This is a genomic window from Clostridium sp. OS1-26 (genome assembly GCF_030915445.1).
Taxonomy (GTDB): Bacteria; Bacillota; Clostridia; order Clostridiales; family Clostridiaceae; genus Clostridium_AM.
Window position 1 is genome coordinate 3,021,843 of sequence record NZ_CP133264.1, and the last position, 14,124, is coordinate 3,035,966.

Below are 14,124 nucleotides of genomic sequence, written 5' to 3' on the forward strand. Positions count from 1 at the left end.
GATCTATAAATAAAATTTATGATTATGAGGTTTTTTTATAAAAATAAATTAAATTTATTTTTATCATAATTAAATGTAATTGGATAATTTGCAGTTTGTTAAGTATTATTAAACTATCAAATAGTTAACTTTTGAGAGAATTTTAGATCTTAGTAAAAAGGAGATATAAATATATGAGCACAACTGTGAAAGTTAAAAAGAATAAAAGCCCATTTGATATACAAATGTCTTATTTTGGGCTGCCAATTGCATTGATTGTCCTAGCTCTTATCTGGACTATGGAAACACCACTAGGTATGACTTATACTGGCAAAATGGCTATGGGTATTTTCACGTTCGCATTAATACTTTGGGTTTCTAATGGTATTCCAAACTATGTAACATCACTTTTAGTTTTGGTCCTTCTACCAGTTACAGGAGCATGGACACAATCGGAGGTTCTTGGAGTATTTGGGTATGAGGTTATATGGTTAATGATTGCAGCCTTTGTAATCGCTTCCGGTATGGAAAAAAGTGGACTTGCCAAAAGGCTTGCGTTGTTTCTTATTCTTAAGTTAGGCAAAAGTACTAACTCAGTACTTGTTGTACTTATGCTTACTAACTTTTTAATTTCTTTTGTTGTTCCTTCTACCACTGCAAGAGCGGCTATGCTATTACCAATTGTTATGATAATTATTGAAATGTTTGAGGTAAATAGTGAAAACAAGAGCGATAGAAATTTCGGTAAATTACTGGCTCTTCAAGGAATCCAGGCTAATAACTTTTCTACTGCTGCCGTTGTAACAGCAACGTCGTCACAGATCCTTGCTATCAGCTTCATTAAGGATCTTACAGGAACGAATATTTCATGGATGCAATGGTTTATCGCAGCTGCACCAATTACCGCACTTACATTAGTTGCTTCATTCTTTGTTGGTAAACTAATGTTTAAGACTAATAATAAAGCGGCTTCTAAAGAAAAGATAACTGCTCTTGAAAAAGAATATAAAGATCTAGGTAAAATGAATGCTATCGAAATTAAGGCGCTTATTATATTTGGTATTACAATACTACTTTGGTCTATCGATAGTTTGCAGGTTCAATTGTTTGGATTTCAGCTTAGCCTTGTTATAGTTGCTATTGTTTCTGCTATTCTTTTCTTTTTGCCTCATATAGGTATATTGGAATGGAAGGAAGCTAAAATATCTTGGAATCTATTGGTATTTAGCTGTGGCGCTTACGCTGGTGGATTAGCTCTTGATTCTTCAGGTGTTGCATCCTGGGCACTCAATAGAATATTTGGAAGTCTTAAAGTTGAAAGTTTGAGCTTCTTCGCCCTTTATGCAATAGTTATATTCATAGCTAGTTTTTCACATATGGTATTCACAAGTAAAACTGTTAGAACTATAATACTTATTCCAGCGATTATAGCAATTGCCAAGGCTGCAGGCGTTAATCCAGTAGCTCTTGCTCTACCAGCTTCATTTATGATCTCCGATTGTGTTACATTACCACCTCATAGCAAAGTTAACCTTATATACTACAGCACAGGTAATTTTACAGTTCTTGAGCAACTGAGCTATGGAATAGTAGTTCTTCTTGCAAAATGGGGAATCATGCTAATTGCATCATTCACATGGTTCAAAATTGTAGGAATAGTGTAAGGAGGTAAAGGATATGAAAAAATTATTAACTATATTGCTTGGTTTTATAATAAGTCTTTCATTCTCAGTAGTAGCTTATGCAAGTAACACAGGGCAATTGGATTACGTCAAGGATGTTGTTGTTCCAAATAAAGAGAATAGTGTTATCACTACTACAATTAAGGGCACTACAGATAGTAAAGGGGTTTTGATTATCCCTTGTTATAAAAATGCACAAATTACAAATATCAATGTAAAAATCGGTAAACTCATAGGCGAATTTAAAAAAGAAAAAAACGGAAGCCTTGAATACTATATTGCAAATTTTAAGGGAAGTGGAGACAAAGTTGAGCTTGTTATTACTCAAACTCAAAAGAAAACCTATGAAATTAGTCCATCAAAACAAAAAGATACCTTTCCAGGTAATGTTAAGATGGTTACTTATAAAATGATAAATAATACTCCAATTGAAATAAAGAAATATGTTTTAGAGATGGGTATTCCTAAAGAGTATGAACTTTTTAATATAGTAGGATATGATCCAGAGGAAGCTTATAGTATATTCTCAAAAGATGGTATTAAGTATGGAGCTTTTGAATTTGGAAAACTATCAGCAGGTAAAGATATTAAATTTTCCATTAATATTTATAAAACAGGGCGTTTTTTCCCTTTGATACTTTGGGGAACAGTTATATTAATTTCTGCATTCTTTATGTATAAAAATAAAGATATGCTAAGACAAGCTAAAGAAATAACTGAACAGAAAAAGATTATGAATTGTAGATAGGAGCTTGAAAGATGAGAAAAAAGCAGGGACTACTTATTATACTAGATGGTTTAGGAGATCGCCCTAACCAAAAATTAAATAATATGACTCCATTAGAGAATGCCAAAACTCCAAATTTAGATTTTATTGCTTCTCAAGGCATGTGTGGAAATGTCTATCCAATATCTCCAGGCATAAGAGTAGGTACTGATGTTGGACACCTACATATATTTGGATACGATAGCAATAAGGTATACTCTGGAAGAGGACCACTTGAAGCCTTTAGTGCGGGAATGGATTTGATGCCAGGGGATGTTGCCTTCAGGGGTAATTTTGCAACTATTGATGATAATTATGCCGTTATTGATAGACGTGCTGGTAGAATTCGTGAAGGAGCGAAAGAACTAGCATCTGCCATCAACGGTTTAGTACTATCCGATGGTACACAAGTATTTGTTAAGGAGCTTACTGAGCATAGAGTTGCAATTGTTTTTAGAGGTAAGGAGTTAAGTGATAAAATATTCTGCACTGATCCAGGTACTGCAGAAGAAGGAGAGAGGCTCATTCTTCCAAGTCCATTAGATGGCAGCAGTGCAGCAGAAAAAACAGCAAAAAACCTATGGGAATTTACAAATCGTTCTTATGAGATTTTAAAGGATCACCCTATAAATAAACAGCGCCATGCGGCCGGCTTAAATATAGCTAATGCTATAATAACTAGAGGTGCAGGCCAAAAAAAATATATACCATCTATTAAGGAACTTTATAATATAAAAGCTGCTTGTGTAGCAGGAGATAAAACTGTTGGAGGTATCGCCGAACTTGTAGGGATTGACTACTTTAGCGATGAGAGTTTTACTGGAAGTTTTGATACTAATTTAATAGGTAAGGCTGATATGGCTATTAAGCTTTTAAATGAAAAGAACTATGATTGGGTTATTATGCATGTTAAAGCCACAGATTTGGGTGGACATGATAATCTTCCAATTGCAAAAAAAGATATGATTGAAAAAGTAGATAGTGTTATTGGAACTATTCTGAAGAGAATTGACCTCAATAAATGTTATATAACTTTCACAGCTGATCACTCTACACCTTGTGAAGCAAGAGATCACACTGGTGATGGAGTACCGACAATTATTGCTGGTGGCGACGTTCGAAAAGATAATGTTTGTTCTGCTGGCGAAGCTCAGTTCATGTCCGGTAGTCTAAACGGTCTTACTGCAAATGGTATTTTTATGCTGCAGATGGATTTATTAGGCTTTACTAATAAGGTAGGTTCATAATTCAGTATACAGTAAACCCTCTGAAATCTCAGAGGGTTCACTTATTATGAATACATTTAAAAAGGAGAATAAACTATGCAAAAGACTAAGATGATTTTTACAATTGGGCCTGCTAGTGATAGTGAAGAGGTATTATCAAAGTTAATTGAAGCAGGAATGAGTTGCTCAAGACACAATTTTTCTCATGGCGACCATGCAGAACATGGAGAAAGAATAAACTTAGTAAAAAAGCTAAGAGAAAAGTACAATAAACCAGTAGGTATAATTCTTGATACTAAGGGTCCTGAAATAAGAACAGGATACTTTCCAGAAAAAGTAGAATTAGTTGAAGGAACAAAATTCACTATAGTTTGTGGAGAAGATGTAGAAGGAGACGCTACAAAATGTAATTTAAGTTATCGCGAACTGTATAAAGATGTTGTACCAGGCAACATGATACTGATGGCAGATGGTTTAATTGGACTTGAGGTACAAGAAGTAGAAGGAACAAATATTCACTGTATAGTAAAAAACAGCGGAATGATAAGCACTAAAAAGAATGCTAATGTACCTAATGTAAAAACAAACTTACCTTCCTTTACAGAAAAAGATGTTGATGATCTAAGATTTGGTTGTGAAATAGGAGTAGATTATATAGCAGCATCATTTATAAGAAAGACTTCAGACGTTTTAGCTGTAAGAAAACTGTTAGAACAATTTGGAGGACATGATATACAAATAATCTCTAAGATAGAAAATCAAGAAGGCGTTGACAACATTGATGAGATAATCAAGTTTTCAGATGGAATAATGGTTGCAAGAGGAGATATGGGATCAGAGATTCCAATAGAGAGAGTTCCATTAATTCAAAAGATGATAATTGAAAAGTGTAATAAAGCAGGCAAATTTGTTGTAACAGCTACACAAATGCTAGATTCGATGGAAAGAAACCCAAGACCAACAAGAGCAGAAGCTTCTGATGTAGCTAATGCTATTTTAGACGGCACTGATGCTGTAATGTTAAGTGGAGAATCAGCAAATGGAAAGTGGCCTGTAGAGGCTGCTCAAACAATGGCAAGAATAGCTATGGAAGCTGAATCAAGAATAAATTATGAAGAATTGCTGACTAAAAAGAGAGAGGCTCATATTTATAATGTAGCTAATGCTATAAGCCTAGCTACCTGTGCAACAGCATCAGGATTAAATGCTTCAGCAATTATTACAGCTACTCAAAGCGGACATACTGCTAAAGTTGTATCTAAATACAGACCAGCGTGTCCGATAATTGCAGTAACTCCAAGCGATAAAGTTGCTAGAAAGCTAGCATTAAACTGGGGTGTGTTTCCGATACTTGCAGAAAAGGTTAGCTCAACAGACGCGCTAATAGAAAAATCTGTTGAGATTTCATTGCAAACTGGATATGTTAAGAAAGGTGATTTAGTAGTAATAGCAGCAGGAATACCTGTAAGTTATTCAGGAACTACTAATATGCTTAAAGTCCATATAGTTGGAGACATATTAGTTCAAGGTAGAGGTGCAGGTAACAAGCCAGGATATGGTACTGCTAGAATAGTTAAGAGTGCTAAAGAAGCAGATGAAACTCTAGAAAAAGGCGATATTTTGGTTGTAAGAAGCTTAGATAGAGAATATCTGTCAGTATTAGATAGAGTTAGTGGAGTTATAGCAGAAGAGGGTGGATTAACATCTCATTTGGCTATAGAATGTATTACAAGTGAAGTTCCTCTTATCTGTGGGGCTGGTGGAGCTACTGAAATATTAAAAACAGGAGCATTCGTAACAATGGATGTTACAAGAGGAATTGTTTATAATGGAAGAGCGAATATAATATAAAAAAATCGTTTATTGACATTTTAACCCAGAAGCGTTGAATCGCCTTGCTTCTGGGCTTCTTATTATTGTTTTGCTTGAGATGAGTAACGTGAAAAAGATGAAGGCATAAAGTCTGCTAGCCATTGACCTACTGCGGATGAATTAATTCGCTGCCTGTTTACTAACATATAGCTTTCTATACTTGGTGGAGTGCTTTCGAGAAGATTTACATCTACTAGAGAACCTTCTTCTATAAACTTCCTGGCAGCTGATTCTATCATAAAGCTAAAGCCAATTCCTTCTTTTAGAAATTTAATGATGCTGCTGCTAATATTGATATCCAGTGGATATACATAGTTTTTCGGGAAAATTGAGTAGAACCATTCCTGAAATGGGGCAGTCATAATTGCAGAGCACAATAAAGGTAGATTTCTAAGCTCGTCGTTTGTGATACCGCATGCAGTGGCACTATTCTGTGAACCAGTAACCAATATGATTTTGTCGCTATAGAAGGGCTCACATATGAATTTAGGAGATTTGATGTCCCAATATGTAAATGCAATATCTACCTGATCCTCATGAAGCATTTGTATCAGTTCTTCACTATGTTCAATAGTAACTTTTACTGAAATTTTTTTATTTTGCTGCATATATTTAAGAATCATGTCCTGCACATGACAATCGTAAATAGAGTGTACAGCACCAATATTAAGTGTATCTTTGAATAATTCCAGAGCTTTAAGCCTAAAAATAGCAGATTCTTGTATGCTTAGCAACTGTTTAGCGTAGGGAAGAAAAGCTTCTCCCGCATTTGTCAGTTCCACATTCTTATTTGTTCGGATAAACAGGGTTTCTCCTATATTATATTCAAGACTTTTTATCCTGCTGGTGATGGTAGACTGAACCACATGAAGCTGGTCAGCTGTTTTAGTAAAGTTTTTCAGTTTAGCTAAGTAAATAAAGGTTATTAAAAGATCATAGTCCATACATCAAATCACCTCTTATCTATAATTAATATTTTCGATAGTTGCTATTCAATATATTCGTTATACAAATAGAAAAACCTCTTTTATAATCGAAGATGTAAATAACTCGATAAAACTATTATAAAGGAAAGAGGACTATTTATGTATAAGATGAATGAAAAAATTGAATTAATGTATTGTATTAAATGTGGAGAAAAATATCCGGCAGGAGATTATTTTTTAGGATGTCCCAAATGCCTAGAAAAAGGGGAAAATGCCGCTATTTCATTTCAGTATAAGGAAACAAGCTTCAAGAATTCTAGCATAAAAGGTATGCAGAAATATGGAAGTATACTTCCTTATGAAACATTTCCAACCTTGGGTGAAGGTGATACACCAGTGGTGAAGCTTGAGAAGATGGCAAAACTCTTGGGAGTTAAAGAAATATTTATAAAAAATGAGTTCCAAAACCCTACCGGTTCTCATAAAGACAGAATGAGTCCACTGATAGTGGCACGAGCACTTGAATTGGGCAAAAAGGTATAGTAGCTGCCTCAAGTGGAAATGCAGGTATTTCCATAGCAGCCTATGCTGCAACTGCAGGTCTGGATTGTAAAATCATATCATTACCAAATGTGAATATGGCCTATAAGACTGCTATTGAAGCAACAGGCGCAGAGATGATAATAGTTGATGAAGCTGATGATATAGCTGCAAATGGTAGATGGGGTTATATGAGGAAAATGGTTGAAGAATATGATTGGTACCCGGCAACAAATTATATTTTACCAGCAGTAGGAAGCAATTGCTTTGGAGTACAAGGATATAAGACCATAGATTATGAAATATATGAAGAATTTGGAGACAATCTACCTGAATATATATTTGTGCCTGTATCCAGAGGGGACCTCCTTTGGGGAATATTTGAGGGCTTTAAGGAATTGCTGAAGCTTGGATATATTGATGTCTTACCAAAGTTAGTTTGTGTGGAGCCCTTTAAAAGACTTTCCAAAGTGTTGGAAGGGGAAGACTATAGAAAAGAATTTCCTGGCGAATATTCTTTAACCGGTTCCATCGGAGGGAGTACCGTAACTTACCAATCCTATGTAGCTGTAAGGGACTCCGGTGGTTTTGCAATTGAGGTTCCTCAAGGTAATGTAATTGATGATGTCAGACAAATGGCTCATTTGGGACTATATCTTGAATCATCGTCCGCAACCATATTCAGTGCTTTAAAGACGGCAGTAGAAAAAAGGATACTGGATAAGAATTGTAGAATTCTTCTCATAGGAACATCCAGTGGATTTAAAAATAATCCTGAGATGTTTCAGAAATAGAAAGTAATAAAATTAGGAGGGAACAAACTATGAGTAATATTGTTTTGATGGTTGTAGATGTGCAAAATGCACTGATTAAGAAACATCCTTATAATGAACAGAAAGTTATTGAAAATATTAAAAAGCTTATTTTAACTGCAAGAGGTAATAATAAAGAAGTTCTATATGTACGCCATGATGATGGAAAGGGTACCGAACTTGAGCAGGGTACAGATGGCTGGCAGATTTACAATGATATAGCACCTAATAGCAGTGAATTTATCGTTGAAAAAGAGTATAATAGTGCTTTTCATAAAACTGGATTAAGAGAGTATTTAGAAAGTAAAGAGATAGATACCGTTATACTTGTAGGACTTCAAACAGAATATTGTATTGATGCTACTTTAAAAAGTGCCTTTGATTATGGATATAAAATAATTATTCCAAAAGAAACAAACACAACTTTCGATAACGAGTATCTATCTGGTGAGAAACTTTATGAATTTTATAATTATAAAATTTGGAATAAACGTTTTGCTAATGTTCTTTCAATGGACGATGCAATAAAAATTTTGCTAGACAATTAATAAATTTGCAATAAAGAATGTAAGATGGCTTACCTCAAGGAGTGTAAGCCTTTATTTCAATCTATTATCAAACATTAGTTGAATTTGAATACCAAAAGGGTCTTTAATAATTCCGTATGCTTTACTAAATATATTACTAGATAATGGAACAATGATTCTAACCCTGTTATCTGTAATTAAGCTATTATAAAAATGTTCAATTTCCTCTAAGTCAGCACTTTGAATACATAATGATGTGTTATTACCAACTTTATATTTTTCATTAGTATCCATTGTATTTTCAGCAATCATTACTTTAGTTTTTCCAATTGATAATACAGAGTGAGAGATATAATTTTTATTTTCATCAGTAATCTGAATTGTGCTATCTCTTTTTGCCATATCTTCGTATCTAACGAGTAACAATTCCTCTGCATTGAAATGCTTTTTATAGAAATTTATAGCTTCTTGTGCCTTTCCATTCATTGAAAGAAAAATAGCAATTTCTAGTGTTGTACTCATAGTATCAATCTCCTTTTTTATAGTAATTTTTAGGAATATATTTTATAAAATTGATATATTCCTTTAGATTTATTATAATATATAAAGGTATCAAAATATGACACCTTTTAAAAGGGGGATAGTATGAAAAAATCAGAAAGATTAAATGACATGATACGATACTTAAATGGTCGAGAGTTCTTTAATTTGGGTGATTTAATGGATAAATATAATATTTCAAAAAGTACAGCTTTGCGTGATATTAGTTCATTAGAACAATTAGGTATGCCTATTTTTTCAGAGCATGGTAGACATGGAAGATATGGTATCTTAAAAAATAGGTTATTATCACCTATTATTTTTACTCTTGATGAAGTGTATGCTTTATATTTTGCAATGTTGACGCTAGAGTCTTATCAATCTACGCCATTTCATTTAAGTGTTAATAAACTAAATGAAAAATTTGAAAACTGTCTTTCTAAAGAACAAATAAAACAAATTCATCAGATGAAAAAAGTTTTACAATTTGAAGCGTATCAGCATAATAATGTTAGTCAGTTTTTAGATAAAATTTTACAAAGCATTCTTAATGAAGTTAGTTGTAAGATTCAATACTTAAAAAATAACAAACAAGTAAGTTATCATATTCAGTTTTTTAAAATTTCTGCTAAATTTGGACAGTGGTATGCTACTGGAATAGAGTTGAATACAAATAAACGTAAAGTTTTCAGATGTGATAGAATAACTTTGTTAGAATTTCATAATGATAAAGTACAATTTTCGGTTGAAGAACTCATCAACCGTTCTTTAGAATTTTATCAATCTGAAAAAAATATTGAGTTTGAAGTGGAAATTTTAGAACAAGCAAAGGATATTTTTTATAAAGAGCATTATCCATCAATGAAAATAGAAAGTGGAACTAAAACACTTATAAAGGGGTTCTATAATTTAGGTGAAGAAGAATTTATTGCAAATTATTTTATTAGATATGGTAGTTCTATCACGTCAGTAAAACCTGAATCGCTAAAATACCTTATTAAAGAAAAAATAGAGAATTTATTAAATCATTATCAAAAATTATAAATCAGCCTGCAGATCACAATACTGTGAAGCATGCTGATTTCTTTATATTTAATAAGTATTTTTATCATAAGGATTAACTCATAGAAGTTAATCCTTATTTTATTGCATTTTTAGCTTCATTTATAACTTTAGTAGCAAATGAAGCTAATATAAATACTTACATAAAATAATGCAATATTTCCTCCTATTATATTAATTCTAAAGACTGTATATCCTTCTTTAACAGAACCTAATTAAAAAAATAATAAGACATAATTCTATTTTTTATATAGGCGACATTTGATGAAAAAAGTGTTTTTATATATAATATAGTCTTTAATCTCTGTAATAAATAACCAAAATAATTATTATAAGTAAAATAATAAGGATATTTAGGATAATATGGCGTAACAAAAAAGAAAGATTACATTCAAAAATTGTCCGTGTTTTAGGGGGTAAATCGTCTTTATATTATATAAGGGAAAATTAACAATACATAATAAATTTGCAGGAGGAAGGAATTTATGACATTAAAAAAGTTAAATGATGAAAAAATGGAAAGCATAGTAGATGGTGCTAAGAAAAGAGATAAGTCGAAAGTACAAATAATAGTTGATAACTTTCAAAGATTAATAAAGAGCAATTATGATGGAGTTATTAATGAAAATGTTAACATCGAATGGGAGGATTATATGCAAGAATGTAATATGAAGATTATAGAATGCATCTATATTTCTAAAAGGGAAAATTATGGACAGTTATGCAGTTTAATTGAAAAAAGTATAAAAAACAAAACTGTTGATTTTAGTAAGAAGAGCAAACGTTTTGATAATTTAAATATTCTCTATGGAAGCAACATTGATCTTTATAACCTAAAAAATATAAATGAAAGATGCGAATTTGAAGGTACTTTAATAAGTAATATAACACTGTCTGAAAGCTACAATATTTTAATTAAGGACAAGCTAAGTAAAGAAGAAAACAGAGTATTTCGCCATGTTATCCGTGGAAAAAGCCTTGAAGACTATTCTAAGGAAAAAGGCGTGAAATTAGAAAGTGTAAAGAGAACCTTTAGAAGAGCACTGAATAAGATTAAAAAAATAAAGGAATTGAAGCAATTTCACTGTATATCGCTGCTTATTTTCGCAATTATTCAAGATATAGGAAGCTTTATAGATATATTTATAAATCTATAGAATTAAAAATATAGGGGGTTTTATTATTAAAAATGAAAGCTTAGTAGATAAGATTATTTTAGCTAAATCTGGGGACAAAAAAGCTATGGAAGAAATAATAAAAAAATTTACTCCTTTTGTTATAAAAACTGCTAGAAGCACTTATATAAAAGGACTAGAACTTGAAGATTTAATACAAATTGGACAAGTATCTATAATTAAAGCTGTAAATATGTATGACATTGACAGAGAAAGCAGTTTCACAAGCTACGTATTCAATGCAATAAAAATAAATTTTTATAACCTGATAAGATGCAATGTAAAAAGAGTAAGTGACTGCAGCACTAATAGCTTGAATAAAGATGGCTTTGAAATTATTGATAGTATAGCTGGCGATGAAAATGTTGAGGAGGATATGGTTAAAAAAGAGGAAAAGCTCTTACTAGGTAGAGCTTTAAATAAGCTTTCAGAAAAGGAAAAAGAGGTAATTTATTGGTTTTATTTTGAAAACAGAACTTTGAATGATTACGCAAATTTTAAAGGCATATGCTATAGAGCAGCAATAGGTAGAAAGAAGAAGGCACTTATAAAACTTAGAAGATATTTAGAGGAGATGAATTATCATGGCAGTTTATAGATATGTTAGAACAAGCTTTTGGCAGGATGATTTTGTATCAGAGCTTACACCAGAGGAAAAGTATTTTTACATATATCTTATGACAAATTTGAAAACTACTCAATGTGGAATATTTAAGTTAGTCAAAAAAATTGTTGAGGCAGAAATAGGCTACAGCAGAGAAACTATAGAAAAGCTTTTAAAAAGATTTGTAGGATACGGCAAAATTTTATACTGCGAAGAAACTAAGGAGGTTATGATTTTAAATTGGATGAAATATAACTTCAGCAGCAGCAAAAATACAATAGCATGTATAAACAAAGAACTTAGAGAGGTTGAGAATAAAGAGTTTATAAATATACTGTATAAAATATGTGTTGATAGAGCTTATGATGTGGAAAACATTTTTAAGGATATTAAAGTTGATAAAGACTATGATGTAGAAAAGACTTCTGAAGACATTGAAGCTGAGGAAGATGACGAAATTTTAAGCCCCTATGAAGGGGCTTCCAAGGACCTAGGGGGAAAAGAAACAAAAAAGAAAAAGAAACAAAAAAATCTCCTTCTAAAAAACAAAAAGCAAAAAATAAAGAAGAGGGGAGAAAGAGAATTTTACTAGAGTTTAATAAAAATATTCATCAGGCAACTAAATGTGATAGAGAAAAAATACGGCTTTGGAGCAATGAGCTTGAGGAAGGAGTTATAATTGCTGCTATCAATGAGGCTGTTAAGTATAATGCAAGGCATATTGGGTACATTGAAACTGTTATTAAAAACTGGACAGATCAGGGAATAACCACAGTGGAGAAGCTTAATAAAAGCAAGGATAAAGAGGATAGTTATGATAATATGTGCAATGCAGCAGCATATCAATACGTAGACTAAAATTGGAGGAGATTTATTATGGGAATAGAGAAAATTTATAACCTAGCTGCCGAGAGGAATGTACTTGGCTCTATACTTTTAAAAAATGATAGCATCTGTGAAGTTATAAACATGCTGGAGCCTGAGGATTTCTATAGCTCAAAGCATAATATAATATTTAAAAACCTAAAGGAACTGTATGAAAACAACATACCTGCAGATATTGTAACCCTTTGTGATAAGCTTGGAGAAAGCCTCAAGGAAGTGGGGGGAATAACTTATATAACTGAGCTTATAAATACCAGTATAACGGCGTCTAATATAAAAAAACATGGAGAAATAATTAAAGAAAAATCTAATTACAGGGAGATTCTAAAAATATTTAATACATCCTTGGACAAGCTCGGAAAGGGAAAAGAATCTCCAGAGGATGTAGTATACTATGCTCAGAATTCTCTTTTAAATTTAAATTCAGCTGAAATAAAAGAAAGTGAAGATATGGGAGAAATCATGCAGGATTTCATGGACACTCTTCAAAGCAGATGTGAGAAAGGTGGAGAACTTCAGGGAATAAAATGTGGATATAAGTCAATAGATAGAATGCTTGGAGGCTTGCAAAAAGAGGATTTAATAATACTTGCTGCCAGGCCATCTATGGGTAAGACAACTATGGCAGTTAACATGATTTTAAATTCTGTCTTCAAGGGAGGAGCCAAGGTTGCCTTTTTCAATCTTGAAATGGGAAAGACTCAGATTATAGACAGAACTATAGCCACTCACACTGGAATACCAATTGAAAATATAAAAAATGCCTCACTAAGCGACGAACAATGGGTAAATGTAACTAAAGCAGCCTCTACCCTTGCAGCATCAAGCATTAAAGTCTATGATAAGACCTTTAAACTAGGAGCTATAAAAAGTGAGTGTAGAAAAATCAAGATTAAAGAAGGCTTGGATATAGTGGTAATAGACCATCTTCAGCTCATAGACAGCGGTGAAAAGAATGAAAATAGAACCCAAGAGATTTCAAAAATTACAAGAAAGCTAAAGCTTATGGCAAAAGAGCTTGATATAACCTTGATTCTCCTATCACAGCTTTCAAGAACTCCAGAGGGCAGGAGTGATCACAGACCTATGCTTTCTGACTTGAGAGAGTCAGGAAGTATAGAGCAGGATGCAGATGTGATTATGTTTCTGTATAGAGATGAGTACTATCATAGGGATAGTGAGAGTAAGGGGATTATTGAGTGCATTGTGGCGAAGAATAGGAACGGAGAGGTTGGAACTGCTAGGTTAAAGTGGAGGCCGGAGATACAGAGGATTTGGTAGGCATTGAACTTAGCGGTAAAGCCCACATTACGAAGTGAAACGAAATAATGTGGGTTTTGTAAAATAGGTTGATAGCAAAGAATTATTAACTGTCGAATGAAGTAGCTGTAGCAATAGTTTTAATGACTTATATAGACTATTTATACAAGTTTTACCCATGAAAATAAAGGGAAATGGCATTGTTTGTAGAATGTATAGTATGGATGGCAGAAATTGGTGTAGTGTGTGGAGTGAATACGAAAGATAA

General features: G+C 32.7%; 13 protein-coding genes and 1 pseudogene. 12 read left to right on the plus strand and 2 right to left on the minus strand.

All coding sequences use genetic code 11. From position 1 onward, the window contains the following. Window positions 1-173 precede the first annotated feature (173 nt). From RCG18_RS14750 to pyk, 4 genes are all read left to right on the plus strand, one after another. Complete coding sequence (locus RCG18_RS14750) at window positions 174-1,643, plus strand: DASS family sodium-coupled anion symporter (RefSeq protein WP_308036810.1); 1,470 nt, start codon at window positions 174-176, stop codon at window positions 1,641-1,643. Window positions 1,644-1,656: 13 nt separating this feature from the next. After that, entirely contained in the window at window positions 1,657-2,409 is a 753-nt protein-coding gene (locus tag RCG18_RS14755; RefSeq protein WP_308036811.1) for a hypothetical protein, read from the plus strand. Between the two features lie 11 nt (window positions 2,410-2,420). After that, window positions 2,421-3,674, plus strand: a complete 1,254-nt coding sequence (apgM, locus tag RCG18_RS14760) for a 2,3-bisphosphoglycerate-independent phosphoglycerate mutase (RefSeq protein WP_308036812.1) — start codon at window positions 2,421-2,423, stop codon at window positions 3,672-3,674. Between the two features lie 75 nt (window positions 3,675-3,749). Further along, entirely contained in the window at window positions 3,750-5,504 is a 1,755-nt protein-coding gene (gene pyk / locus RCG18_RS14765; RefSeq protein ID WP_308036813.1) for a pyruvate kinase, read from the plus strand. 62 nt (window positions 5,505-5,566) lie between these two features. Here pyk and RCG18_RS14770 read toward each other — a convergent pair whose 3' ends face one another. Further along, window positions 5,567-6,469: a LysR family transcriptional regulator gene (locus RCG18_RS14770; protein ID WP_308036814.1), complete on the minus strand. Its 903-nt coding sequence runs from the start codon at window positions 6,467-6,469 to the stop codon at window positions 5,567-5,569. Window positions 6,470-6,865: 396 nt separating this feature from the next. Here RCG18_RS14770 and RCG18_RS14775 point away from each other — a divergent pair. Further along, a pseudogene (locus RCG18_RS14775) lies at window positions 6,866-7,785 on the plus strand (pyridoxal-phosphate dependent enzyme). A 29-nt stretch (window positions 7,786-7,814) separates the two neighbouring features. Continuing rightward, a complete protein-coding gene (locus tag RCG18_RS14780) occupies window positions 7,815-8,351 on the plus strand; it encodes a cysteine hydrolase family protein (RefSeq protein ID WP_308036815.1) in 537 nt (178 codons plus the stop codon). Window positions 8,352-8,402: 51 nt separating this feature from the next. Here RCG18_RS14780 and RCG18_RS14785 read toward each other — a convergent pair whose 3' ends face one another. Next, window positions 8,403-8,852, minus strand: a complete 450-nt coding sequence (locus RCG18_RS14785; RefSeq protein WP_308036816.1) for a VOC family protein — start codon at window positions 8,850-8,852, stop codon at window positions 8,403-8,405. A 123-nt stretch (window positions 8,853-8,975) separates the two neighbouring features. Here RCG18_RS14785 and RCG18_RS14790 point away from each other — a divergent pair, with 123 nt between their 5' ends. From RCG18_RS14790 to dnaB, 6 genes are all read left to right on the plus strand, one after another. Then, complete coding sequence (locus tag RCG18_RS14790; protein ID WP_308036817.1) at window positions 8,976-9,914, plus strand: YafY family protein; 939 nt, start codon at window positions 8,976-8,978, stop codon at window positions 9,912-9,914. 503 nt (window positions 9,915-10,417) lie between these two features. Further along, on the plus strand, window positions 10,418-11,089 hold the full coding sequence (locus RCG18_RS14795) for a hypothetical protein (RefSeq protein ID WP_308036818.1): 672 nt from the start codon (window positions 10,418-10,420) through the stop codon (window positions 11,087-11,089). 55 nt (window positions 11,090-11,144) lie between these two features. Then, entirely contained in the window at window positions 11,145-11,705 is a 561-nt protein-coding gene (locus RCG18_RS14800; RefSeq protein ID WP_308042036.1) for a sigma-70 family RNA polymerase sigma factor, read from the plus strand. Next, window positions 11,692-12,303, plus strand: a complete 612-nt coding sequence (locus RCG18_RS14805; protein ID WP_308036819.1) for a hypothetical protein — start codon at window positions 11,692-11,694, stop codon at window positions 12,301-12,303. The genes RCG18_RS14800 and RCG18_RS14805 overlap by 14 nt, the downstream gene beginning before the upstream one ends. Next, entirely contained in the window at window positions 12,294-12,569 is a 276-nt protein-coding gene (locus RCG18_RS29080) for a DnaD domain protein (RefSeq protein WP_374119143.1), read from the plus strand. Before RCG18_RS14805 ends, RCG18_RS29080 begins: the two co-directional genes overlap by 10 nt. An 18-nt stretch (window positions 12,570-12,587) precedes the next feature. Further along, on the plus strand, window positions 12,588-13,877 hold the full coding sequence (gene dnaB / locus RCG18_RS14810; protein WP_308036820.1) for a replicative DNA helicase: 1,290 nt from the start codon (window positions 12,588-12,590) through the stop codon (window positions 13,875-13,877). Window positions 13,878-14,124 lie beyond the last annotated feature (247 nt).